Origin of the sequence: Pseudarthrobacter sp. MM222, from assembly GCF_947090775.1 — a bacterium.
GTDB lineage: Bacteria > Actinomycetota > Actinomycetes > Actinomycetales > Micrococcaceae > Arthrobacter.
This window is the reverse complement of record NZ_OX352321.1, coordinates 1500216-1522578: the sequence shown is the minus strand read 5'-3', so window position 1 is coordinate 1522578 and position 22363 is coordinate 1500216. Positions and strand designations below refer to the sequence as shown.

At 68.4% G+C, this 22363-nt stretch carries 24 protein-coding genes; 6 read left to right on the top strand and 18 right to left on the bottom strand.

Annotated elements, in window-relative coordinates; genetic code table 11:
- Nucleotides 1–139: 139 nt before the first annotated feature.
- On the bottom strand, nucleotides 140–358 hold the full coding sequence (locus OM977_RS06890; RefSeq protein ID WP_264356753.1) for a DUF3046 domain-containing protein: 219 nt from the start codon (nucleotides 356–358) through the stop codon (nucleotides 140–142).
- Nucleotides 359–399: 41 nt separating this feature from the next.
- Between OM977_RS06890 and OM977_RS06885 the strand changes: the two genes are divergently transcribed.
- Nucleotides 400–921 carry a MarR family winged helix-turn-helix transcriptional regulator gene (locus tag OM977_RS06885; RefSeq protein ID WP_264356752.1) on the top strand — a complete coding sequence of 174 codons (522 nt, stop codon included), beginning with the start codon at nucleotides 400–402 and terminating at the stop codon, nucleotides 919–921.
- A gap of 149 nt (nucleotides 922–1070) precedes the next feature.
- On the opposite strand, the gene OM977_RS06880 is transcribed toward OM977_RS06885, so the two are convergent.
- The 8 genes from OM977_RS06880 to OM977_RS06845 form a co-directional block, all read right to left on the bottom strand.
- Entirely contained in the window at nucleotides 1071–1523 is a 453-nt protein-coding gene (locus OM977_RS06880) for a helix-turn-helix domain-containing protein (protein WP_066434909.1), read from the bottom strand.
- A 137-nt stretch (nucleotides 1524–1660) separates the two neighbouring features.
- Entirely contained in the window at nucleotides 1661–2167 is a 507-nt protein-coding gene (locus OM977_RS06875) for a CinA family protein (RefSeq protein ID WP_264356751.1), read from the bottom strand.
- The gene (gene pgsA / locus OM977_RS06870) at nucleotides 2164–2802 is read right to left on the bottom strand and encodes a CDP-diacylglycerol--glycerol-3-phosphate 3-phosphatidyltransferase (RefSeq protein WP_264356750.1); all 639 of its coding nucleotides are present in this window, start codon (nucleotides 2800–2802) and stop codon (nucleotides 2164–2166) included. Before pgsA ends, OM977_RS06875 begins: the two co-directional genes overlap by 4 nt.
- Before the next feature lie 9 nt (nucleotides 2803–2811).
- Nucleotides 2812–5796: an FtsK/SpoIIIE family DNA translocase gene (locus OM977_RS06865; protein WP_264356749.1), complete on the bottom strand. Its 2985-nt coding sequence runs from the start codon at nucleotides 5794–5796 to the stop codon at nucleotides 2812–2814.
- Nucleotides 5797–6015: 219 nt separating this feature from the next.
- Nucleotides 6016–7707: a ribonuclease J gene (locus OM977_RS06860; RefSeq protein ID WP_264356748.1), complete on the bottom strand. Its 1692-nt coding sequence runs from the start codon at nucleotides 7705–7707 to the stop codon at nucleotides 6016–6018.
- 60 nt (nucleotides 7708–7767) lie between these two features.
- A complete protein-coding gene (gene dapA, locus OM977_RS06855; RefSeq protein WP_264356747.1) occupies nucleotides 7768–8676 on the bottom strand; it encodes a 4-hydroxy-tetrahydrodipicolinate synthase in 909 nt (302 codons plus the stop codon).
- 58 nt (nucleotides 8677–8734) lie between these two features.
- A complete protein-coding gene (locus OM977_RS06850; RefSeq protein WP_264356746.1) occupies nucleotides 8735–9475 on the bottom strand; it encodes a carbon-nitrogen hydrolase family protein in 741 nt (246 codons plus the stop codon).
- 20 nt (nucleotides 9476–9495) lie between these two features.
- Nucleotides 9496–9873 carry a hypothetical protein gene (locus OM977_RS06845; protein WP_264356745.1) on the bottom strand — a complete coding sequence of 126 codons (378 nt, stop codon included), beginning with the start codon at nucleotides 9871–9873 and terminating at the stop codon, nucleotides 9496–9498.
- 116 nt (nucleotides 9874–9989) lie between these two features.
- Between OM977_RS06845 and OM977_RS06840 the strand changes: the two genes are divergently transcribed.
- Nucleotides 9990–11225, top strand: a complete 1236-nt coding sequence (locus OM977_RS06840; RefSeq protein ID WP_264356744.1) for a DUF1624 domain-containing protein — start codon at nucleotides 9990–9992, stop codon at nucleotides 11223–11225.
- A 38-nt stretch (nucleotides 11226–11263) separates the two neighbouring features.
- Here OM977_RS06840 and OM977_RS06835 read toward each other — a convergent pair whose 3' ends face one another.
- The 7 genes from OM977_RS06835 to OM977_RS06805 all read right to left on the bottom strand — a co-directional run bounded on the left by OM977_RS06835 (nucleotide 11264) and on the right by OM977_RS06805 (nucleotide 16940).
- Entirely contained in the window at nucleotides 11264–11746 is a 483-nt protein-coding gene (locus tag OM977_RS06835) for a hypothetical protein (RefSeq protein WP_264356743.1), read from the bottom strand.
- 5 nt (nucleotides 11747–11751) lie between these two features.
- Nucleotides 11752–12510, bottom strand: coding sequence for a 4-hydroxy-tetrahydrodipicolinate reductase (dapB, locus tag OM977_RS06830; RefSeq protein ID WP_264356742.1), 759 nt, complete (start codon nucleotides 12508–12510; stop codon nucleotides 11752–11754).
- Nucleotides 12511–12580: 70 nt separating this feature from the next.
- Nucleotides 12581–13078 carry a molybdenum cofactor biosynthesis protein MoaE gene (locus OM977_RS06825; RefSeq protein ID WP_264356741.1) on the bottom strand — a complete coding sequence of 166 codons (498 nt, stop codon included), beginning with the start codon at nucleotides 13076–13078 and terminating at the stop codon, nucleotides 12581–12583.
- Complete coding sequence (locus tag OM977_RS06820; protein WP_264356740.1) at nucleotides 13068–13580, bottom strand: MogA/MoaB family molybdenum cofactor biosynthesis protein; 513 nt, start codon at nucleotides 13578–13580, stop codon at nucleotides 13068–13070. The genes OM977_RS06825 and OM977_RS06820 overlap by 11 nt, the downstream gene beginning before the upstream one ends.
- Nucleotides 13577–14098 carry a cyclic pyranopterin monophosphate synthase MoaC gene (gene moaC, locus OM977_RS06815; RefSeq protein ID WP_270103239.1) on the bottom strand — a complete coding sequence of 174 codons (522 nt, stop codon included), beginning with the start codon at nucleotides 14096–14098 and terminating at the stop codon, nucleotides 13577–13579. The genes OM977_RS06820 and moaC overlap by 4 nt, the downstream gene beginning before the upstream one ends.
- A complete protein-coding gene (locus OM977_RS06810; RefSeq protein WP_264356739.1) occupies nucleotides 14086–15309 on the bottom strand; it encodes a molybdopterin molybdotransferase MoeA in 1224 nt (407 codons plus the stop codon). The genes moaC and OM977_RS06810 overlap by 13 nt, the downstream gene beginning before the upstream one ends.
- 50 nt (nucleotides 15310–15359) lie before the next feature.
- Nucleotides 15360–16940, bottom strand: a complete 1581-nt coding sequence (locus OM977_RS06805; protein ID WP_264356738.1) for a molybdopterin-dependent oxidoreductase — start codon at nucleotides 16938–16940, stop codon at nucleotides 15360–15362.
- A gap of 130 nt (nucleotides 16941–17070) precedes the next feature.
- Here OM977_RS06805 and moaA point away from each other — a divergent pair, with 130 nt between their 5' ends.
- From moaA to OM977_RS06785, 4 genes are all read left to right on the top strand, one after another.
- The gene (gene moaA, locus OM977_RS06800) at nucleotides 17071–18225 is read left to right on the top strand and encodes a GTP 3',8-cyclase MoaA (RefSeq protein ID WP_264356737.1); all 1155 of its coding nucleotides are present in this window, start codon (nucleotides 17071–17073) and stop codon (nucleotides 18223–18225) included.
- A gap of 7 nt (nucleotides 18226–18232) precedes the next feature.
- Nucleotides 18233–18499: a MoaD/ThiS family protein gene (locus OM977_RS06795; RefSeq protein WP_264356736.1), complete on the top strand. Its 267-nt coding sequence runs from the start codon at nucleotides 18233–18235 to the stop codon at nucleotides 18497–18499.
- A 104-nt stretch (nucleotides 18500–18603) separates the two neighbouring features.
- On the top strand, nucleotides 18604–18885 hold the full coding sequence (locus OM977_RS06790; protein WP_264356735.1) for a hypothetical protein: 282 nt from the start codon (nucleotides 18604–18606) through the stop codon (nucleotides 18883–18885).
- A gap of 157 nt (nucleotides 18886–19042) precedes the next feature.
- Nucleotides 19043–20317 (top strand): MFS transporter, encoded by a 1275-nt coding sequence (locus tag OM977_RS06785; RefSeq protein ID WP_264357335.1) that lies wholly within the window; start codon nucleotides 19043–19045, stop codon nucleotides 20315–20317.
- Here OM977_RS06785 and OM977_RS06780 read toward each other — a convergent pair.
- Nucleotides 20314–20727: a DUF1579 domain-containing protein gene (locus OM977_RS06780; RefSeq protein ID WP_264356734.1), complete on the bottom strand. Its 414-nt coding sequence runs from the start codon at nucleotides 20725–20727 to the stop codon at nucleotides 20314–20316. The two genes, OM977_RS06785 and OM977_RS06780, sit on opposite strands and share 4 nt — an antisense overlap.
- A gap of 197 nt (nucleotides 20728–20924) precedes the next feature.
- Nucleotides 20925–22268, bottom strand: coding sequence for a M16 family metallopeptidase (locus OM977_RS06775; protein ID WP_264356733.1), 1344 nt, complete (start codon nucleotides 22266–22268; stop codon nucleotides 20925–20927).
- Nucleotides 22269–22363: the final 95 nt, after the last annotated feature.

Genomic DNA, 22363 nt, shown 5'->3' with positions numbered 1-22363 from the left:
CACCGACAGAGTTGCCGGCGGGCGTCGCGTATGTGGAAAACACTCTAGAAAAAGCATAGTCCCACCCGAACAGGTATTCGAACAAATGGGGCGGCGTGTCAGCGGCAAGCTTGGTTTTCGAGCGGCGGATCGGCAACGGTCAGCGCGGTTTGATATCCCGGCCCAGGCGGCGCTCGGGCGGCACATCCTGCACGTCGCACAACGCCAGCCAGACCTGCCGCGGCGGTATCCCGGCCCGGAGTGCCTGGTCCGCGGTTCGGCCGCCGACGCCGGCGAGGACGAGGCTGCTGCTGAGAACCCGGGAATAGCCTGCTCCGAATTCATCGTCCATGAGCCGCCAAAAGTCACTGATTCGCACGAATAAAGTCTCTCACGGTGCGGGACTCTAGAATGGTTGCCATGAGCAACCCAGCCGGGGCCCCCGGAAATGCAGCTGACATTCCCGGTAGCGCCGAGGATCCCGCAGACGCGGCACTGACCGCTGTTGAACATCAGCTGAGCCTGTTCTTGCGCCGCGCCCGTTCCGTCTCCCAGCAGCTTTCACGTCAGGTTCATCCGGATATGGAGCCGGCCGCCTACGGCCTGCTGAGCGTGATCCGGCGGAAGGGTCCGATCCGCTTGACCGAGCTGGCCTCCTGCATCGGCGTCGGCAAGCCTTCCGTGAGCCGGCAGATTGCCTTCCTGGAAAATCTCGGCCTGATTGCCAAGGAAGCTGATCCCCTCGATGGCCGCGCGCAGTCGATCCGGCTGACGGCCAAGGGCGAGGACAAGATGCACCAGGTCCAGGACGCCCGCCGCGAGCTTTTTCGGGAGCGGCTCTCCGAGTGGCCGGCCGAGGACCTGCAGGCACTGGCCGCCTACATGGGCAAGCTCAACGCCACCTACGAACCCGACGGCTTCCCCCGGGACGAGTCCGCCTAAGAGCCATCGCGTGCGCCGGCACGCGAGCGGACAGTTCACGGCAGTGCCGCCGCGAAACATTGCCGCGAAGTGTTACATCGGGCGGGTAAGGGCACGCAAAAGGTCCCCGGCACACCGCCGGGGACCTTTGGATCGAATTGGGGTCGGGGCTAACGTGCCCCGGAGAGAAGGCCCTTGGCCAACTCGTCGTTCAGGTCCGAGTTGAGCTCACGGTCCAGGTCACGGCCGTAGCGCTGTGCGAACTCCTGCGGAACGGTGTCCGGAACTGCTACACCCTCGGCGACGGCGACGCGGTCGCTGACTTCGCGGAGCATGCTGGAGAGCGGAACATCGAGGGCCGAGCAGATCGAGGAAAGGAGCTCCGAGGAGGCTTCCTTCTGGCCGCGTTCCACTTCACTCAGGTAGCCCAGAGAAACACGGGCACTGTGCGAGACTTCGCGGAGGGTACGGCCTTGGCGTTGGCGGACATCGCGCAGAACATCACCGATTTCGTGACGAAGTACAACCATCTTGCGCTCCTTCTGTTCGCTCTTAGCCTGATCGGCGAGGCCCACATCCTTCCAGCGGACAACGCCGTTTACGGATACGGGCTGCTTTACCATCTGTATCGCCTTGCTCCCTCGTTTGTTAAATCCGCCACTTGAGGCGAACTATTGATTCCTTCATCCTAGGCGCCTCCCATATTCGGAGGCGACACAATGTAACAACTATTAGGAATCAACTTTTGTTCCCGGCAACTTTACGCCCGGTAACTTCCCGGCGCCAGCACTTCCAGCAGGCGCTCCAGCGCCGCCGCACAGGCAAGGGCGCGGATCTCGGGCCGGTTTCCGTCGAAGCTGTAGGAGTACGACGTCGAACCGTCCGCCGTCGCAATGCCGACATACACGGCGCCGACGTCCTTGCCGCCGTGCGAATCCGGGCCGGCGACGCCGGTGGTGGACACCCCAATGTCGGCGCCACAGATCCGGCGGGCGCCGTCGGCCATCGCCGCGGCAACCTGCCCGTCGACGGCACCGACGGTGTCGAGGAGTTCCCGGGGCACGCCGAGCACATCGGCCTTGACCGAATTCTGGTAGGACACCACGCCGCCCTGCAGCATCCCGGAGGCGCCCGGGATATCGGCCAGGACAGCGGCAACCATGCCGGCGGTGAGCGACTCGGCGGTGGCGACGGTCAGGCCACGCTCGATTGCCCCGGCCACGGCCTCGCCGGCGATGCGGTGGAGATTCGGATGCAGAGTGGTCATTTCTTGCCCTCCTGGATCTGCTGCCGTGCCCGGAGGCCGCTCGCGCGCAGCTTCAGGGCTTCGAGAACATATTCCGCGCCCGTCCAGACCGTGATGGCCACGGCCGCCATCATGACGGCAAAGGCCACGGCGCCCAGCCACGGCGCGAGGGAGGCGAGCGGAATGACGTACAGGAAAATTGCGGCCGTCTGGACGACCGTCTTGAGCTTGCCGCCCCGGGAGGCAGGGATCACGCCGTAGCGGATGACGAAGAAGCGCAGGGCGGTGACCCCCCATTCGCGGACCAGGATCAGGATGGTGACCCACCAGGGCAGTTCCTGGAGCAGGGACAGCATGACCAGCGCGGAGCCGATCAACAGCTTGTCAGCAATCGGGTCGGCGATCTTGCCGAAATCGGTGATGAGTCCGCGGCTGCGGGCGATGTCGCCGTCGAGCTTGTCCGTGTAGATGGCGACAGCGAAAGTCGCGGCCGCCACCCAGCGCCAGACGCCGTTCTGGCTGTCCAGCCCGGGGGCGTCGGCGACGAGGAACCAGATGAAGAACGGCACCAGCACAATCCGCAGCATCGTCAGGATGTTGGGCAGGTTCCAGATCCGCGCGGCGGACCCGGGACTCTTTGCTTCGGCGCTAGTCACCTTCCTAGGCTACCGTCCGGTGAGCGACCAGGCGTCCTCGGAGCCGTCGTCGTCCTCCCCCGAGGAATCCCCGGAGCCGCCGTCCGCGCCGTCGAAGTACTGCACGCTTTGCGTGCGGTTCTCCAGATCCGCCGCCACGAGGTCCTCCGCGTAGCCGCCCTGGGCGATGTTGGCGTTGGCGTTGTCGCTGAGCGCCGCGGTCTGGGAATCCGCGGTCACCGGGCCGTCCTGGCCCTTCATCGCGGCCAGGACGGCGGCGAGGTCGTCCGGCTTCACCAGGACGTCGCGGGCCTTGGAACCCTCGGAAGGGCCCACCACCCCCCTGGATTCGAGCAGGTCCATCAGGCGCCCCGCCTTGGCGAAGCCGACGCGGAGCTTGCGCTGCAGCATTGACGTCGAACCGAACTGCGTGGTGACCACCAGTTCGGTGGCCTGCAGCAGCACCTCGAGATCGTCCCCGATGTCGTCGTCGATCTGCTTCTTCTGCGCCTCCGGGGCGACGTCGTCACGGTAGACCGCCTTGAGCTGGCCCTTGACGTGTTCGACCACTTTGTGGATTTCAGACTCGGTGACCCAGGCGCCCTGGACACGCATCGCCTTGGAGGCCCCCATCGGCAGGAAGAGCGCGTCGCCCTGGCCGATGAGTTTCTCGGCGCCGGGCTGGTCCAGGACCACGCGGGAGTCGGTGACGGACGAGGTCGCGAACGCCATCCGGGAGGGCACGTTGGCCTTGATCAGGCCGGTGACGACGTCCACGGACGGGCGCTGGGTGGCGAGCACCAGGTGGATGCCGGCCGCGCGGGCCAGCTGGGTGATGCGGACGATCGAGTCTTCGACGTCGCGCGGGGCCACCATCATGAGGTCGGCGAGTTCGTCCACGATCACCAGCAGGTACGGGTATGGCCGGATGACCCGCTTGGAACCCTCCGGCGGGTGGACCTTGCCGGCCCGGACGGCCTTGTTGAAGTCGTCGATGTGCTTGAAGCCGTAATTGGCGAGGTCGTCGTAGCGGGCGTCCATCTCCCGGACCACCCACTGCAGCGCTTCGGCGGCCTTCTTGGGGTTCGTGATGATCGGCGTGATGAGGTGCGGGACGCCTTCGTAGGCGGTGAGTTCCACGCGCTTGGGGTCCACCATGACCATGCGGACCTCGTCCGGCGTGGCCCGCATGAGGATGGAGGTGATCATCGAGTTCACGAACGAGGACTTGCCGGCGCCGGTGGCGCCTGCCACCAGAAGGTGCGGCATCTTGGCGAGGTTCGCGACGACGTAGCCGCCCTCGACGTCCTTGCCGACGCCCATAACCATGGGGTGGTCCGTGCGGCGGGCGTTCTGGCTGCGCAGCACATCGCCAAGCGAGACCGTCTCGCGGTCCGTGTTGGGGATTTCGATGCCGATCGCCGACTTGCCCGGAATGGGGCTCAGGATGCGGACATCGGAGCTTGCCACGGCGTAGGAGATGTTCTTGGACAGCGCGGTGACGCGTTCCACCTTGGTGCCCGCGGACAGTTCGATTTCGTACCGCGTGACCGTGGGGCCGCGGCTGAAGCCGGTGACCTGGGCGTCCACGTTGAACTGGTTCAGCGTGTCAGTCAGGGAGGCCACAATCGCGTCGTTCGCCTCGGTGCGTTCCTTCGGGATGGAGCCGGGCGTCAGCACGTCCGATGACGGCAGCGTATACGTGACGTCCCCGGCCAGGGAGAGCTGTTCCGTGCGCTGCGGAATCGGTGTCGGCAGCGGCGCCGGTGCCACCGGGTTGGACGGGACCTTGGGACCGGCAGCGGCGTTTCCGTCGGTTCCGGCGGCGTTTCCGTCGGCCGTTCCCGGGGCCCCGGACGGGTTGAGGGACCCCGCGGCGACCATGCCAGGCGTGACCAGCGGAATCGCCTCGGTGGCGTTCTCGCCCACGGAACCGGCGGCTGTTCCGGCGGCGCCCAGGCCCTGGGCCGCCTTGATCTTCTCGACGGCGATCTCGGCCTGCGTGGGCCGGCGCACGCCCGGCGCGACGGACTTGGCGCCGGTTTTGGAGCCACTGGCGGACCTGGCGGCCTCGGCTTCCTCGTCCGCGATGAGCGCCCGTTCGAAGGCCTCGTCGCCGACGTAGCCCTCCAGTCCGGCCTCGGCGTCGGGGTCCTTGCCGAAGAGGCGCCGGCGCTTTTTCCTGGCCGGTGCCGGGGTCTCGTTCTCGTAGAGGTAGCTGCGGTCGTGGCTTTCGCCATTTGGTTCGTGGTCCGCCAGGTCAATGCCCATGAGGTGTTCATAGGCGCCCCGCAGCCGGCTGGGGATGGCTCCAAAGGGGGTCGCCGTGACAATCAGCAGTGACGTGAAGGCGACCAGGCTGTAGACCGCAATGGGGACGGCGGTGTGAATGGCCGCCAGCGGCGCGGCGGCAAGGTAACCGAGCATGCCGCCGGCCTGGCGCAGGCCGTCGAATCCGTCCGCGACGGTGGGCTGGCCGCCGATGATGTGGGCCAGGCCGGTACCCGCGAAGGTCATGACCAGGAAGCCGATGCCGATCCTGTTGTTGCCGCGGCCGTCGTCGGGCTGCCGGAACAGCCGGAACGCGCAGACGAAGAGCATGAGCGGCAGCAGCAGGGACATCCAGCCGAAGGTTCCGTTGACAATTCCGTAGACCGCGTCGGGGAACCAGCCCTGGAAGCCCCACCAGGCGAAGGTCGCGACGAAGACGCCAAGCGCGAGGTTGAACAGGGCGGCGCCGTCGCGGCGGTCCTCGGGGGCGAGGTCGCTGACGTCCGAGCCGATCCGGCGGACGCCCGCGCCCACGACATGGGCGATGCCGAGCCAGGCGCCGGCCACGACCCGCACCAGCCAGGGCTGCCGGGGTTCGACGGCGGCCAGCTGCCGGGTGCGCCCGGTGCCCGCCGTTCCGGACCTGCCGGATTTGGACGCGACGGGGCTGGAGCCCCTGCCCGTCGAGCTGCCTGATTTACCGTTTGAGTTTCCTCTTGGCGCGGAGGAAGTACGTGTCGCCATACACGCCACGGTACCGGAGGTCGGCCCGAAAACCGCGGATTTCCGGGGCAGGCCGGTATCCATGTTGCGCTGCCGAGGCCGGCCAAGACGCGCCGCACGGGCGCCGGAACAACGATGTGACAACGCAAGACGGCCTCCCTGGCCGGCCCAGCCAAGAGGCTGCGGGCGGGCCGGGAAGGCCGTCTTGGCAGGGCGCGGAGATTTCCGCGCCGAGCGTGCTTACGCCTCCAGGACCACCGGGATGATCAGGGGCTTGCGGCGGAGCTTGCGGTTGACCCAGGTGCCGACGACGCGGCGGACAACCTGCTGGAGCTGGTGGGTGGTGTGGTCCGAGCGGTTGAGCACGGCCTCCTCCAGCGCGGCGTTGATCTTGGGGATGATCTCGTCGAAGACCGAGTCGTCCTCGGCGACGCCGCGGGCGTGGATCTCCGGGCCGGAGACGACCTTGCCGGTGGCGCGGTGGATGACCGTGATGATGGAGATGAAGCCTTCATCGCCAAGGGTCTGGCGGTCCTTGAGATCGGCGTCGGTGATTTCGCCGACGCTGGATCCGTCCACGTAGACGAAGCCGACTTCAACCTGGCCCACAATGTCGGCCTGGTGGTCGCGGAGGTCAATCACGGTGCCGTTGTCCGCCAGCAGGATGCTCTCCTCAGGAACGCCGGAATTCAGGGCGATCTTGCCGTTGGCGATCAGGTGGCGGGTCTCGCCGTGGACCGGCATTGCGTTGAGCGGCTCGAGGATGTTGTAGCAGTACAGCAGTTCCCCGGCGGCGGCGTGGCCGGACACGTGGACCTTGGCGTTGCCCTTGTGGATGACGTCCGCGCCGAGCTTGAGCAGGCCGTTGATGATGCGGAATACGGCGTTCTCGTTGCCCGGGATCAGGCTGGAGGCGAGGACGACGGTGTCGCCCTGGCCGACGATTACGGGGTGGTCGCCGTTGGCCATGCGGGACAGGGCCGCCATCGGCTCGCCCTGGGAACCGGTGGACATCAGCACCACGCGGTTGTCCGGCAGGTTGCCGATGTTCTTGACGTCGACCAGGATTCCGGCCGGCACCTCGAGGTAGCCGAGCTTGGCCGCGATGGCCATGTTCCGGACCATCGAGCGGCCCACAAAGGCCACCTTGCGGTTATGGTTGGCGGCGGCATCGAGGACCTGCTGGACGCGGTGTACGTGGGACGAGAACGAAGCCACGATGATGCGCTTGGACGCCTGCCCGAAGACCAGGTCCAGGGTCGGCCCGATTTCCTTCTCGGCCGTGGTGAAGCCCGGAACATCGGCGTTCGTGGAGTCGGACATGAAGAGGTCCACGCCTTCTTCGCCGAGCTTGGCGAAGTGGCGGAGGTCCGTGATCCGGCCGTCCAGCGGCAGCTGGTCCATCTTGAAGTCGCCGGTGTGCAGGACGGTGCCGCCCGCGGTGCGCAGGAAGACAGCAAGGGCATCGGGGATGGAGTGGTTCACCGCGACGAACTCGCACTCGAACGGTCCGAACTTTTCAACCTGACCCTCGGTGACCGTGAGGGTCAGGGGCCGGATCCGGTGTTCCTGGAGCTTCGCCTCGATGAGGGCCAGGGTCAGCGTGGAGCCCACGAGGGGGATGTCCGCGCGGAGCTTCAGCAGGTAAGGGACGGCGCCGATGTGGTCCTCGTGGCCGTGGGTCAGCACGACGGCCACGATGTCCTGAAGACGGTTCTCGATGTAGGAGAAATCGGGCAGGATCAGGTCGACGCCGGGCTGCGTCTCCTCGGGGAAGAGGACGCCGCAGTCAACGATGAGCAGCTTTCCGTCGACCTCGAAGACCGTCATGTTGCGGCCGATCTCGCCCAGGCCTCCGAGCGGAACAATCCGCAGGGTGTCTTTGGTGAGTCTGGGCGGCGTGACAAGGCCGGGAAGGGCGGTTTGGGTCATAGTGCACTACTTTCCAGGCGGTCGCCTGACGGGTCGTTGCCGATCGGGGAGAATACCCGATCAGGAATAGACCAGTCCAGCTTCCGCCAAGTCCTCGCGGATGATTTCGATCTCGGCTTCGCCCGGCTCCACGAGGGGCAAACGGACAACCGAGTTGGGCAGGACTCCCTGCCACTTAAGAACTTGCTTCGCAGCAACAGCACCCTGAATGTGGGTCATCACTGCACGGACCACGGGGTCCAGTTCGAAATGTATGGTGCGGGCGGTCGCAAAATCGCCTGCAAGTGCGGCGTCGATCATCGCACGGTACTGCTTGGTGGCCACGTGGGCCGAGACGCTGACCAGCCCGACGGCGCCCGCTGCCATCCAGGGCAGCGTGAGTCCGTCGTCGCCCGAGTAGACATCCAGATCGGTGTTGGCCAGGACGCGGGTCACCGCGGCAAAGTCCGCCTTCGCATCCTTGAGGGCAACCACCTTGGGGTGGTCCGCAATCCGGATCATGGTCTCGGGCAGGATCGGGACGCCGGCGCGGCCGGGGATGTCGTAGACCATGACGGGAAGGTCGGCGGCGTCGGCGACGGCTTCGATGTGGGCCTGGATGCCCGCTTGACTGGGCTTGTTGTAGTACGGCGTGACGATCAGCTGGCCGTGGGCTCCGGCTTTCGCGGCGCGCTTGGCCATCTCGATCGAGTGCGAGGTGTGGTTGGTGCCGGTTCCGGCAATCACCTTGGCCCGGTCCCCCACGGCTTCGACGATGACGCGGAACAGCTTCTCCTTTTCGTCATCTTCCAGGGTGGATGTCTCGCCGGTGGTGCCGGAGATGACGAGGGCGTCGTTGCCGTCTTCGACGAGCTTGTTGGCCAGCTCTGCGGACTGCCGATAGTCGACCTCACCGTCGGTGGTGAAAGGCGTGACCATCGCGGTCACGAGGGTTCCGAACGTGTAAGAGCGAATGTCAGAGTCAGCCATGGTAAAAACGTTACCCTGTCCCCGGCGTGTTAGGACAATGGCAGCGGCGTGATGAAGATCAAATCCGGGCGGCGCGGTGCGGCAGGGTCGCGGTGAGCACCTCGGTGCCGGTCCCTGCGGCCTGTCGGAGAACGAACCCGTCCGGGCCCCAGAAGCCGCTCTTCCCTGCTGAGGGTCCGAGGGGCGTGTTGCCGCCCAGGTTCGCGAGGACGCTGTACATCCGGTGGTCCATGGCCCGGGCGCCAAGATGAAGGTCCAGCCGCCGCCCTTCCGCCGCGGCGTACAGGGCAGAGACTGCGTAGATGTCCGCCCCTTCTTCCGCGGCTGCGCCGGCGTGTGCCGGGTGGGCGGCGTCGTAGCAGATGGCGAGGGCGACCCGCCAGCCATCAAGGGCCAATACGGCCGACCGCTCCCCCGCGGTGAACCATTCGGTCTCCGCCCCGTGGAGCCACACCTTGAAGCTGAGGTCCACACTGCCGGAGGGATGCACCGCGAGGGAGGCCAGCCTCGGCGTGCCGTCCGGTTCCTTGTACGGAGCGCCGACGACGGCGGTGATTCCGGTCCGGCGGCAGATCTCGCGGAGGCCGCCGAGCCGGCTGTCGGCCGCGGTGAGCCATTGATCCGGGTCGGACAGCCGCTGCAGGGCATAGCCGGTCAGGGACAGCTCGGGGAAGATTACAAGCCTCGAGCCGTGGTCGTCCGCATCCTCGATGAGGCGGACGTGCTCGGCGAGGTTGGCAGCGATGCCGCCGTCGAGGGCCTCGTACTGGACGGCGGAGAGCGTCAGAGGGGTGGTCACCCTGCCATCCTAGGCGCGGCTCACGCCAACGGCCTGGCCCCGAGGGAATGCGACGCGGCGTCCGACGGCGCGGTGCCGTGCGGGGCGGCACAATACCGTCCGACAGCCGTTTGGCGCAGGCCCTCAGCCCAGGCGGCGAGCCGCTGCGCGGCGCGCACGTAGTTGAAGAGTTCGGTGGGGGTAAGGGCGTCGAGGTCGGTTTCGGCCAGCCGGCGGGCGAGCTCCGCCCCGGGCGCCTGGGCGGAGAGGGCAGTCCCCTCCTGCTGCCAGCGGCGGTCCTCCGGCGGTTCTCCGGCGACCAACTGGCGGAAGAGGAAGTCCACCACTCCGGGGCTCATTGCCTTGAGCACTCCGGATGCCTCGTCCGGTCGGTCAGCGGGTTCGGGTGCGGTACTCATGGCCCAATAGTATTCGAACATATATTCGAACACAAGGGCTGTGCAGCTCCTGTGAACTTCCCGGCGCAGAGCCCCACAGCGGGCGCAGTTCCTGCCGGTCATGAGACCATCGGACCATGACCCAGCGCGGAACCACCCCTTCCTCCCGGACCGCCAAGGGCGGTGCGCCCGGGGCGCGGCTGGCCGGTATCGACGCCGCCCGGGGTCTGGCGCTCCTGGGCATGATGGCCACGCATGTCCTGCTCACTTTCGAGCGCGATGCGCAGCTCACGCCGACCTGGGTGGGCCTCGTTTTTTCCGGACGGGCCTCGGCTCTCTTTGCCGTGCTCGCGGGAATCGGGTTGGCCCTTTCCACCGGGAAGGAGCGGCCGCTGCAGGGACGGGAGTTATCGGCGGCCCGCCGGGGAATCGCGTTGCGGGCTCTTGTGGTTGCCGCCGTGGGTCTGACCATTGGTGGTTTTGAGGTGAACATCGCCATCATCCTGGTTCACTACGCCGTGCTGTTCCTTTGCGTGCTGCCGTTTCTCGGGCTGGACATCCGACGCCTGCTGGTCCTGGCAGCCGGCTGGGTGCTGGTCACCCCGATCGTCGCTTTCCTGCTGCGTCCCTGGCTCCTGGCTGCCCAGCCTCCGCTGCAGCTGGGACACAACCCGCAATGGGAGGATCTCACCACGCCCGGCGTGCTGCTGGGCGATCTTTTCCTGACCGGCTATTACCCCGTCTTCCAATGGATCGCCTACCTGTTGATCGGTCTGGCGATCGGCCGGATGGCCCTCACGACGGCGGCCGTGCCGGGACTGCTGCTGGCCGGAGGAACCGCCGTGGCCGTCCTGGCCAAGTGGTTCAGCGTCGTGATGATGGAGGACTGGGGCGGCCGGGCGGCCTTGCAGGCGTCCCTGCGGAACCCGTCGTATCCGCTGGAGAGCCTCCTGCAGGTCAACCTTGCCGGCGTGGACCAGACCGGCTCCGGCTGGTGGCTCGCCACCAGCGCCCCCCACTCCGGCACCACGCTGGACCTGCTGCACACCTCAGGGGTGGCTGCCGCCGTCGTGGGCTTGTGCCTGCTGCTGGGCCGGCTCGCCACGTGGATCGAGCTGGATCTGCTGCTCCCGCTGCGGGGCGCCGGCGCCCTTACATTGAGCCTTTACACGGCCCATCTGTGGGTCATGGCGACGCTCTACGAGCAACCCCTATGGCCCGGCTGGACCGTGGAAGGCGTCTACTGGGCGCAGGCAGCCGCCGTAGTGATAATCGGGTCGGTCTTCGCCGCGCTCTCGTGGCGCGGCCCCCTTGAATGGGTGGCGCATGCCGCCAACCAGCTCGGCCGGCAGCAGCCCGCCGGAGTCCGCTAGCACAGTCCGCTAGCCCAGTCCGCTAGCACAGCCGACCGTCAGGTGACCGGCGTTCCGGCCCGGAACAGCTTGACGGCGTCGCGCATCGAGGCGCGGGCCCGCTTTCGGTCGCCCGAGGCGTCGTAGGCGCAGCTGAGCCGGAACCACGAGCGCCAGTCCTCCGGGGCCGCTTCCGTCTCCGCGCGGTATTTTTCGAATTCGAGGTCCGCGGCCTCCCGGACGATCCGGCCGGCCGGGGTCCGCGGCAAGGTGTCCTCCGGCAGGCCGCCTTCGGCCTCGAGGATTTTCGCCATCTGCTCCGTGCGGGCGCCGAACAGCAACTCCCGGACCAGCGCCCAGGCGCCGACAAGCGGGAGGACCAGGTATGCCACGCCGATGGCCTTGGCCACCAGGTTCGGGTCGGACATCAGCAGCACCGAGCGCTGGAAGGACACCACCAGGTAGAACACCAGCAGCAGGGTGACGGCGCCCACCCAGATCTTGGTGCGGTTGGCTTTCAGGGCAATGAGCATATTGGCCACGGCGCTCAGAGTCCCAGGTCCAGGTAGCCGTCCAGGCCCACGGTGAGGCCCGGGTGCGCGGCAATGTTGCGGACGCCCAGCAGCACGCCCGGCATGAATGAGGCCCGGTCGAAGGAATCGTGCCGGAAGGTCAGCTGCTCCCCCGGCCCGCCGAGCAGAACTTCCTGATGGGCCACCAGGCCGCGGAGCCGGACGCTGTGGACCCGCACGCCGTCGACGTCGCAGCCGCGGGCGCCGGGCAGCCCGCTGGTGGTGGCATCCGGGCTGGCGGGGATCCCGGCGGCGGCCCGCTCCGCTGCGATCAGCTGGGCCGTGCGCACCGCCGTGCCCGAAGGCGCGTCCACTTTGTCCGGGTGGTGGAGTTCAATAATTTCAACCGAGTCGAAGTACTTTGAGGCCTTGGCCGCGAAGGCCGACGCCAGGACCGAGCCCAGGGCGAAGTTGGGGGCGATCAGGACCCCGACGCCCTGCTGGCCGGCGAGGAGTTCCTCGAGCCGGGCCAGGCGTTCCGCGTCCCAGCCGGTGGTGCCGACCACGGCGTGCATGCCGTGTTCGACCGCGAAGCGGACGTTCGCTTCGGTGCTTTCAGGGACTGTCAGGTCCACCACGACCCGGGCTCCGGCATCCACGAGCGCGTCGAGGGAATCGTTCCGGCCGAGGGCCGCCACCAGCTTCAGGTCCGCGGCGGCGTCGACAGCCTTCACCGCTTCGGCGCCCATGCGCCCGTTCGCGCCCAGCACGGCGACTGCGAGTTGTTCGATCATGCCATCAACCCTACCGCCGGGGCTCGAAGCTCCATGAACCGGGGCCCTGCGTTACCTGCCGTTCCGGCTCCTACCCGCCGGCGCCGACCCATTCGACCGTGCCGTCGGTGAAGAACTGTTCCTTCCAGACGGGAACCTGTGCCTTGATCCGGTCCACGAGCTCGGAGCAGACCTCGAAGGCCTGGCCTCGGTGCGCGGCCGAGACGGCGCAGACCAGCGCCGGGTCGCCGATCTCCAGCATGCCGATCCGGTGCGCCGCCCAGATCCGCACCGGCTGGCGCTGCCCGCCGCCGGTTCCGCCGGCGGCATCGCCGCCGGTTCCGCTGGCGGCCGCCTGTTCGGCGACGAGGGCCGCGACGACGTCGGCCATCACCTGGTGCGCGGTGGGGTGCGCGCTGTAGCTGAGCCGCTCTACGGGTTTGCCGCCGTCGTGGTTCCGCACCACGCCACTGAAGCTGACCACCGCGCCGGCGGTGTCGGATTCGACCGCGGCGATGGCCTGCTCCACGGAGATGGGCTCCGCGCTCAGCACCGCGTGGACAACTTCAAATCCTGTTTCAATGCCCATGGCTGCCTTCCAGCTGGTCGCAAAGGTGTCCGAGGATGGGATCCAGCACGCTCAGGCCGTCCATGACGCCCTTCGGGGATCCGGGGAGGTTGACGATGAAGGTCTGTCCGGCGGCCCCCGCATGGCCGCGGCTCAGCATGGCCATCGGGGTCTTGGCGGTTCCGGCGCTCCTGATGCCCTCCATGATGCCCGGGATCTCGCGGTCCAGCAGGGGCAAGGTCTGTTCCGGGGTGGCGTCGGTGGGGCTGAGGCCGGTCCCGCCGCTCGTGATGATGACGGCCGGCTGCTGGGTCAGCAGGGCGCGGAGCGCGGCGCCCACCGGCGCGCCGTCCGGGACCACGAGCGTCGGGAACGGCTCGAAGCCGTGTTCGGTGAGCCAGTCGATGATGACGGGCCCGGTGAGGTCCGCGTAGACGCCGGAAGCGGCCCGGGTCGAAGCGATCACGACGCCGGCCTTCCGCCCGGTCGCTTCGCCGTGGCGGTGTGGTTCGGGCATGCTCATAAGGTCCAGTCCCCGCTCTTGCCGCCGCTCTTGGCCAGCACTTTGATGTCAGTCAGGACCGCGTGCTTGTCCACGGCCTTAATCATGTCGTACACGCTGAGCGCCGCCACCGAAGCGGCGGTAAGCGCCTCCATTTCGACGCCGGTCACGCCGCGGGTCTTCACCGTGGCGAAGACGGTGACCGAGTCGGCGTCGAGCTCGAAGTCGACCGTGACCTTGGCGATCGGGAGCGGGTGGCACAGCGGAATGAGTTCGGGAGTTTTCTTGGCGGCCATGATTCCGGCGATCCGGGCCACGGCCAGGGCATCGCCCTTGGGCAGGTCGCCGGAGCCGAGGAGGGCCAGGACCTCGGCTGTGCTTTGCACCGTGGCGGTGGCGGTGGCTTCCCGCGTCGTCTCGGCCTTGTTGGAGACGTCGACCATCTGTGCGGTGCCGTCCTGGCGCAGATGGGTCAGGGCCGGCTTTCCGGCGGCCGGGCTTACCGGGGCGGGGGTTTCTGCTTGGTTCACAACATCCATACTTCCACCTCGGCGCCCCGGGCGAGGTCAGCGATTCCCTCCGGCACATGGACCAGGGCGTTGGAGTGCGCCAGGGCGGAGACCAGGTGCGAGCCGGCGCCGCCTTCGAGCCGGACCGTCCCGTCCCGCCCGAGCGTGCCGCGCCGGACCTGGTGCTTGCCGCGGGGGGACGTCAGCGCTTCGGCCAGCCGGGCCCGGACCGCCGGGCGCGGCGCCGGCGAGCCGAACAGCTCGCCGAGCACGGGGCGGAGGAACATCTCGAAGGAGACGAGGCAGCTCACGGGGTTTCCCGGAAATCCGAGGACCGGGACGCCGTCGAACGTGCCGATGCCCTGCGGACCGCCGGGCTGCATGGCGACGCCGAGGAATTCGACGTCTTGGCCTTCCATTGCCTGCCGGACCACTTCGTAGGTGCCCTGGCTGACGCCGCCGGTGGTGACGATGAGGTCCACGTCCGGGGCATGCAGGCGCAGCAGCCCGGCCAGTTCCTCGGGCCGGTCCGTGGAGATCCCGGCGCGGGTCACGTCGAGGCCGGCCTGGCGCATGGATGATTCGAGCAGGGTGGCGTTGGAATCGTAGATCTTGCCCGGACCCAGCGGGCTGCCCGGCTCCACCACCTCGTCCCCGGTGGTGACGAGCAGGATGCTCAGGACCCGGTAGACGGCGACCTCGGTGAGCCCCAGCGCGGCCAGCAGTCCCAGCTGCCCCGGCCCCAGGAACGTCCCCGCGGAAAGCGCGGGTTCGCCGGCCCGGATGTCGCTGCCGGCGGAGCGGACGAAGTTCCCGGCGGGGGCGGCGGGCAGGGTCACCGTGGCTGGCTCCCCCGGGACGGGAAAGAAATCGGGCACGGCCTGCTCTATGGGTACGACGGCGTCCGCTCCCGGCGGGATCATGGCTCCGGTCATGATGGGAGCGGCGGTGCCGCGGGCAAGTTTGTCCGGAGCGGCTCCGGCGGGAATGGGCGCCACAACGCGCAGTTCGGTATCGCCGTCGGCCACGTCCGCGCTGCGGATGGCAAAGCCGTCCATCTGCGAGTTCGCGAACGGCGGGAGGTCCACCGGCGCGGCGACGTCCTCTGCCAGTCCCTGTCCGAGCGCGGCAAGCAGCGGCAGCCGCTCAATCCGGTCCGGAGTGCGGAGCGGGGCCAGCAGTTGGCGGACCGACTCGCGGTGCGCTTCCACGCTGACGCGCCGTGTCTGGGTGCGGTGCATACGTTTCCTGACCCCTCGTCGTGAGCCTGTGCTGGCTCGAGTCCGGCTCGCTAGGACTTCACGTCAACTGTAACCGTGTGAAAGCCTGTGGCTCCGCTGGGCGCCACCGGGGTGCGGTCCTCCACCTGCGGAACGCCGTCGAGGTCGGTGGCCCGCACCTGCACCTCGTATTGCCCCGGCGTCAGCGGCAGGGCAAGCTTCCACTGGTACCACGTGTCCTTGGAGATGCCGGGCGCCAGCTGAGCCTGCTGCCAGTCGCCGCGGTTGACCCGAAGCTCCACCTTGCCGATCCCGGTGTGCTGGGCCCAGGCGACGCCGCCGAACGCCACATCGCCGGCGGCGACCGGACGTCCGCCGCGCGGAACATCGATGCGCGAGGAGGTCTTGATCGGACCGCGCGCGCTCCAGCCCCGCGGCGTCCAATACGCCACGTCATCCGCGAAGCGGGTCACCTTCAGCTCGGTGACCCATTTCGTCGCCGAGACGTAGCCGTAGAGGCCGGGAACGATGAGCCGTGCGGGGAAGCCGTGTTCCAGCGGCAGCGGTTCGCCGTTCATGCCGACGGCCAGGAGGGCATCCCGGCTGTCCGTCAGCACCCCCAGCGGGGTGCCGGCGGTCCAGCCGTCCGTGCTGCGGGACAGCACCATGTCCGCACCGGCCTTGGGGCCCGCCAGGGCCAGCAGGTCCCGGACCGGCCAGCCCAGCCAGCGGGCGTTGCCGATCAGGTCTCCGCCCACTTCGTTGGAGACGCAGGCGATGGTCACGTGCCGTTCAATCAGGGGCTTGGCCAGCAGGGCCGCGAAGTCGAGCTCGATCTCGCGCTCCACGAGGCCGGTGACCTTGAGCCGCCACCCCTCCGGGTCCACCACCGGAACCCGCAGCGCGGTATCGATCCGGTAGAAGTCCTTATTGGGGGTCACGAGCGGGCCGATGCCGTCCAGCCCCAGTTCGGCTCCGGCCGGGACCGCGGGTGCGGGAGAATCGGGCGCCGGGAGCACAAGCCTGCTGCGCAGTTCGCTGACGACGGCGGCGCCTCCCCGCACGGTGGCGGCGAGCACCGCGCCGAGGGCGGCGACGGCGGCCGTTCCGCCGAGCATCCGGAGGAAGCGCCGGCGCGCGGGGGCGCCTGTGGGATCCGCGCCGGAGGAGCCGGCCTGCCACTCCCGCAGCCGCCGGATCAGCGAGCGCAACAAAGCGATCCCCAGCGCCGCGACCAGCAGCGGGATGGGGATTGCGATCGCTGTCGCCTCGGCCCGTCCCAGCACCGCCACGACGCCCACGACCCCGAAGACCGCGATGACGGCGGCCCCGGCGAAGCGGCGCCGCAGCTCAAGGACACCGGACAGGGCCGCCAGTCCGGCAATGGCAAGGGCCATTCCGCCCAGCAACGCCACCTTGTCCGCGGTGCCGAACAGCGAGATCGCCCAGTCCTTGACTCCCGGCGGAACGACGTCGATCACTGCACCCCCGACGGCGGTAATCGGCGAGACGGAAGGACTCAGGAGACCGGCGGCGACCTCGCCAACCACTACGCCGGTACCGACCGCAACGATCCCCGCCGCCGAGGCCCACCAGCGCAGCTGGCGGTTCCCGCTGGGCGCGGGGGCCGGCGCTGTCTGGAGCGTGTTCATGTCTCCAGCATAGGTTCGGTGGCGCAGTCCGGCACTGCCTCGGGGGCCGGGCCGGGGGCTCGGCCGGAACGAGATTGCCGAAGGGCGCAACGGGAGTGATGGTTGCCGAAAGGTGGCGTAGCCTGACTTTATGAGTGTTCAGCTTGGCATGCCCCAGCCGCGCGGAGGAATCGGCTCCACCGGTGATGCTTCCGGCGCGGTCGAATCCGGTACTGGCCCGCTGCCGGGCCGCCCGGCCGGGATGCCCGCCGGACTCGTGGACCGGTACGGCCGCCGCGCCACCGACATGCGCCTTTCGCTGACAGACAAGTGCAATCTGCGCTGCACCTATTGCATGCCGGCCGAGGGTCTGGAATGGCTGTCGAAGCAGGCCGTTATGTCCGCGGCGGAAATCGTCCGGATCGTGCGGATCGGCGTCGACCAGCTCGGCGTGCGCGAACTCAGGCTGACCGGCGGCGAACCGCTGGTGCGGGCCGATCTGTTGGACATCATTGCCGCGCTCCGCCAGGCCCACCCGGAGCTCCCGATCTCCATGACCACCAACGCCGTCGGCCTGGACAAGAAGGCGGCCGGGCTCAAGGCCGCCGGGCTTTCCCGGATCAACGTCTCCCTTGACTCGCTGCATGAGGAAACCTTCGCCAAGCTCACGCGCCGCCCCTTCCTCGACAAGGTGCTCGCCGGCGTCGACGCTGCCTGGGCCGCCGGGCTGGGTCCGGTCAAGCTCAACGCGGTGCTGATGCGCGGCATCAACGATGCCGAGTCCCCCGCGCTGCTGGCCTGGGCCCTGGACCGCGGCTACGAGCTCCGCTTCATCGAGCAGATGCCGCTCGACGCCGACCATGGCTGGACGCGCCGGAACATGATCACCGCAGCCGAAATACGTGAGCTGCTCTCCGCCGACTACGTGCTCAGCGCCGATCCGCGGGATCGCGACGGCGCCCCGGCGGAGCGCTTCGAAGTCCGGACCCGGGTTCCCGGCACGGCCGAGGCCGCAGGTCCGGTGCTGGGAACCGTGGGAATCATCGCCTCCGTCACCGAACCGTTCTGTTCAGACTGCCGGCGGACCCGGATCACGGCCGAGGGCAAAATCATGAGCTGCCTGTTCTCCCGCGAGGAGGTGGATCTGCTGGGACTGCTCCGCGAGGGTGCCAGCGACGAACAGCTGGCGGAACGCTGGCAGGACGCCATGTGGATTAAGCCCAAGGCCCACGGCATGGACCACGTGGGGCTGGACGCCCCGGACTTTGTGCAGCCGGACCGCAGCATGAGCGCCATCGGAGGCTGAGTAAACCATGAACGTACGCTACTTCGCTGCCGCGCGCGCTGCCGCCGGTGTGGACGAGGAACGCTTTGAGCTGTCCGACGGTGACACGCTCGCGAGCCTGCTGGAGGCGATCCTCGCCGTCGAGCGTCCCGAACCGCCCGCCGGGACGCCGCCGCTGGCGCGCATCCTGTCCCGCTCCAGCTTCCTGCTCAATGAGGTGGCCGTGCGGGACCGCAGCGCGGCGCTGAACCCGGCCGACGTCGTGGACGTCCTGCCGCCCTTCGCCGGGGGCTAGCATTCCGGGGATGGTGCCCGGGGCCTGCCCGGCCTAGCTTGGTTGGACCCGGCAGCAACCGGACTACAGCCATATCGGGACGACAGCCACGAGGAGTGAGTGCGATGTACACCTTGCAGATCGAGCACGGGATCAAGGACTTTGACCTGTGGAAAGCGGCCTTCGACCGCGATCCGGCGGACCGCGCCGGGTCCGGGGTTACGGCCCACCGGATCAGCCGGCCCGTGGATGACCCGCGCTACGTGGTGGTGGAACTCGACTTCGGGCAGCCCGGGCAGGCCGAGGCCTTCCTGGCCAAGCTGCACGCGACGGTCTGGAACTCCCCCGACGTCGCGCCCGCCCTTATGGGGGCTCCGAAAACCCGGATCCTGGAGTCCGCACTCTGAGGCCGGGCCGGACAGTCGGCGCGTCCCGGCTGCGGTTCCGGGCCGCTTTGCAACGTTGGGCAACAGTGCAGGTAGGCCGGACCCCATAGCGCACGGCGACGAGGCGGACGAGAATGGGCACGTGCTCCCCCATACCCCGGGCGGGGACAGCGACACGATGAACGCCGCCTCCCGCAAGATCCAGCGCATCTACCTCACGTTGACGCTGGGCAACACCCTCGCAGCCTCGTTCATCTGGGGCATCAACACCCTCTTCCTGCTGGATGCCGGACTGAGCAACCTCGAGGCCTTTGCCGCCAACGCCTTCTTCACGGCCGGCATGGTCCTGTTCGAGGTGCCCACCGGAGTGATAGCCGATGGGTGGGGACGCCGCGTCTCGTTTCTGCTGGGCACCGTGACCCTGTCGGCATCGACCTACCTCTACTACCTGTTATGGCTGTTTTCCGCGCCGTTCTGGTCATGGGCGGTGGTGTCAGTCCTGCTCGGCCTCGGCTTCACCTTCTTCTCGGGTGCGGTCGAGGCGTGGCTCGTCGACGCGCTGCGCTTCTCGGGATACGAAGGCGGGCTTGAGCCGGTGCTCGGGCGCGGACAGATGGTGTCCGGCGTCGCGATGCTGGGCGGGTCAGTGGCTGGAGGTGTGATTGCGCAGGCCACCGACCTGGGAGTGCCGTTCCTGCTGCGCGTGGGTGTGCTGGTGGCCTTGTTCCTGGTGGCCTTTTGGCTTATGCGCGACGTCGGTTTCACCCCCGAGCGCTCGGCTCATCCGCTCCGGGCCACCCGGGCCGTACTCTCCGCCTCGATCGAGAACGGCCTGAAGAACCCGCCGGTGCGTTTCGTGATGCTCGCCGCCCCTTTCAGCGCGGGCGTCGGGATCTATGTGTTCTACGCCCTGCAGCCGTACCTCCTGGAGCTCTTCGGCGACCCCCGCGCGTACTCCGTGGCGGGCCTGGCTGCGGCAATCGTCGCCGGGGCGCAGGTGCTCGGCGGCTGGATCGCACCCCGCCTCAGGCGCCTCGTCCGCAAGCGCACGACGGTGTTGATCCTGAGCAGCCTCGGGAGCTCCGTGATTCTGGTGGTGCTCGGGTTCACCCGGGTGTTCTGGGTCGCCCTGGTGCTGTTGGCGCTCTGGGCCCTGGTCGCCTCGGCTGGCACACCGGTCCGGCAGGCCTATCTGAACGACATGATCCCCTCGAGGCAACGGGCAACCGTACTCAGCTTCGACTCGCTCATGGGCTCGAGCGGTGGGGTCGTGGTCCAGCCGGCGCTCGGCCGGGCAGCCGATGTGTACGGCTACCCGGCGTCGCTGGCCATCAGCGGCGTAATCGAGTTGATCGCGGTGCCGTTCCTGCTGGCGAGCCGGCGGCAGCTCCCCCCGGCCGATCAGGCCAATGCCTCGACCAGCACGCCGAACGCGGAATCCCAGCCGTCCTAGGCCCGTTCCAACCGTGGCACCGCCGGGACCGGCTCGGGCGCCTTCAGCCGGGATCCGGGCCCGGGATCCGGCGCGCGCTGGCCTACAGAGGTCATGAAGCGGGTAAATTCAGTCGCAGCCCCCAGCCGGAGGCCCGCCGTGTGCGTCATGACGTTGCCCGCAACCTCGAAGGTGTGCCGCGCCGTTCCCCGCTCGCTCCGGCGGTCCACGGTCAGGATGCCGCCCAGCCAGCTGGCCTGTGCGGGGGGCTCCCGCGGCAGCCCTCGGCTGTTGACGAAGTACAACAGCATGTCCGGATGGTCCGGGTACGCGGTGAAGACACCCTGGCCCTCGCTGCGGTTTCCGTCGGCTTCGATGTGGCAGTAGCTCGCCGTCACGGCAAAACCGGCCGCCACCCGCGAAAAGGTCATCTCGGCAGCCGTGGTCCGGGCCGGACCCCACCGCGTTGCTGCCCACTGGGTCGTGCCGGTCCAACGACCCAGGAACGCCTCTAGAGCCTCCTGTGCACTGCCTGGCAGCGGCGGCCGGTCCATGGTTCCTCCCCGAGTGACCCTGGGACCATCATCACGCCGGGCCGGCCGCCCTGTCCAGCGGCGGTCAGTCCCGCTCAGAGGCCGAAGGTCTCGGTCTCCTCGAAGGGGCCGACGACGGTGATGGTCCGCGGGGCGGCGGCCAGTTCGCGGGCAAGCTCCTGGACGTCGGCGGCAGTCACGGCCTTGATCTGCCGCAGGGTCTCGTCGATGTCCTGGTATTCGCCGGAGACCAACTCGGCGCGCCCCAGCCGGGACATCCGGGAGCCGGTGTCCTCCAGGGCCAGCACGATGCCGCCGCACAGCTGCCCGACGGCCTTGCGGAGTTCCTCGTCGGAGATGCCGCCGTCGGCGAGCTTGTCCAGTTCGGCGCCGAGAAGCTCCAGCACCTGCCGGACCTTCGACGGCGTGCAGCCGGCGTACATCCCGAAGTAGCCGGCGTCGGCGTAGGAGGACGCGAAGGAGTAGGTCGAGTAGACCAGGCCGCGCTTCTCCCGCACTTCCTGGAAGAGCCGGGAGGACATGCCGCCACCCAGCACGGCATTGAGCACGCTCATCACGAAGCGGCGGTCGTCGGTGGCGACGATCGTGGGGCAGCCCATGATGATGTTGGCCTGCTCGACGGGCCGCGTGACCACGTGCAGGCCGGCGGTGCCGGTGATGTCGGCGCGTTCGGTGGACCGGCGCTCGACCGGCGCGGCGTCCGGTGCCAGACTCCAGCCGGCGGAGTGCAGGGCGTCGACCACGAGCCCGCAGACGACGCCGTGGTCCAGTCCCCCGGCGGCGGTGATGACCAGTTCATCGGGGCGGTAGTAGCGGCGGTAGTGGTCCCAGACAGAGTCGCGGGCGACGGCGCGGATGGCGTCGGGGGTGCCCCCGATCGGGCGTCCCAGCGGATGGGTGCCGAGGACGGCGGCGACGAAGTGTTCGTGGGCGACGTCGGTGGGGTCGTCGCTGTCCATCGCGATTTCCTCGAGGATGACGCCCCGTTCCTGTTCCATCTCCTGGGGATCGAGGACGGCGCCGGTGATCATGTCCGCGATGACGTCGATCGCCATGGGCAGGTCCGTGTCGAGCACGCGGGCGAAGTAGCAGGTGCTTTCCTTCGCGGTGGCGGCGTTGGATTCCCCGCCGACCTCGTCGAAGGCCGAGGCGATTTCCATGGCGGTGCGTCGCCTGGTGCCCTTGAACAGCAGGTGTTCCAGGAAGTGCGTGGAACCGTGCTGGCCGGGAGCCTCGTCACGGGAGCCGACGCCGACCCAGAAACCGATGGTGGCCGAACGCTGGCCGGGCATCGCTTCGGTCAGCACGCGGACACCACCCGGCAGGACGGAGCGGCGCACCTCGGATCCGCCGTCGGCTCCATGGATCAGGGTGTCAGCGTGCTGGTTCTGCTCTAGCGGCAGGGGGACGACAGTCATCAAGGCCTTTCATTGAACACGTGCCAAATCTGCCTGCCATCCTACCTTTAACAGCAACGGGGCCGGTGGAATACCCCACCGGCCCCGCCACTTCA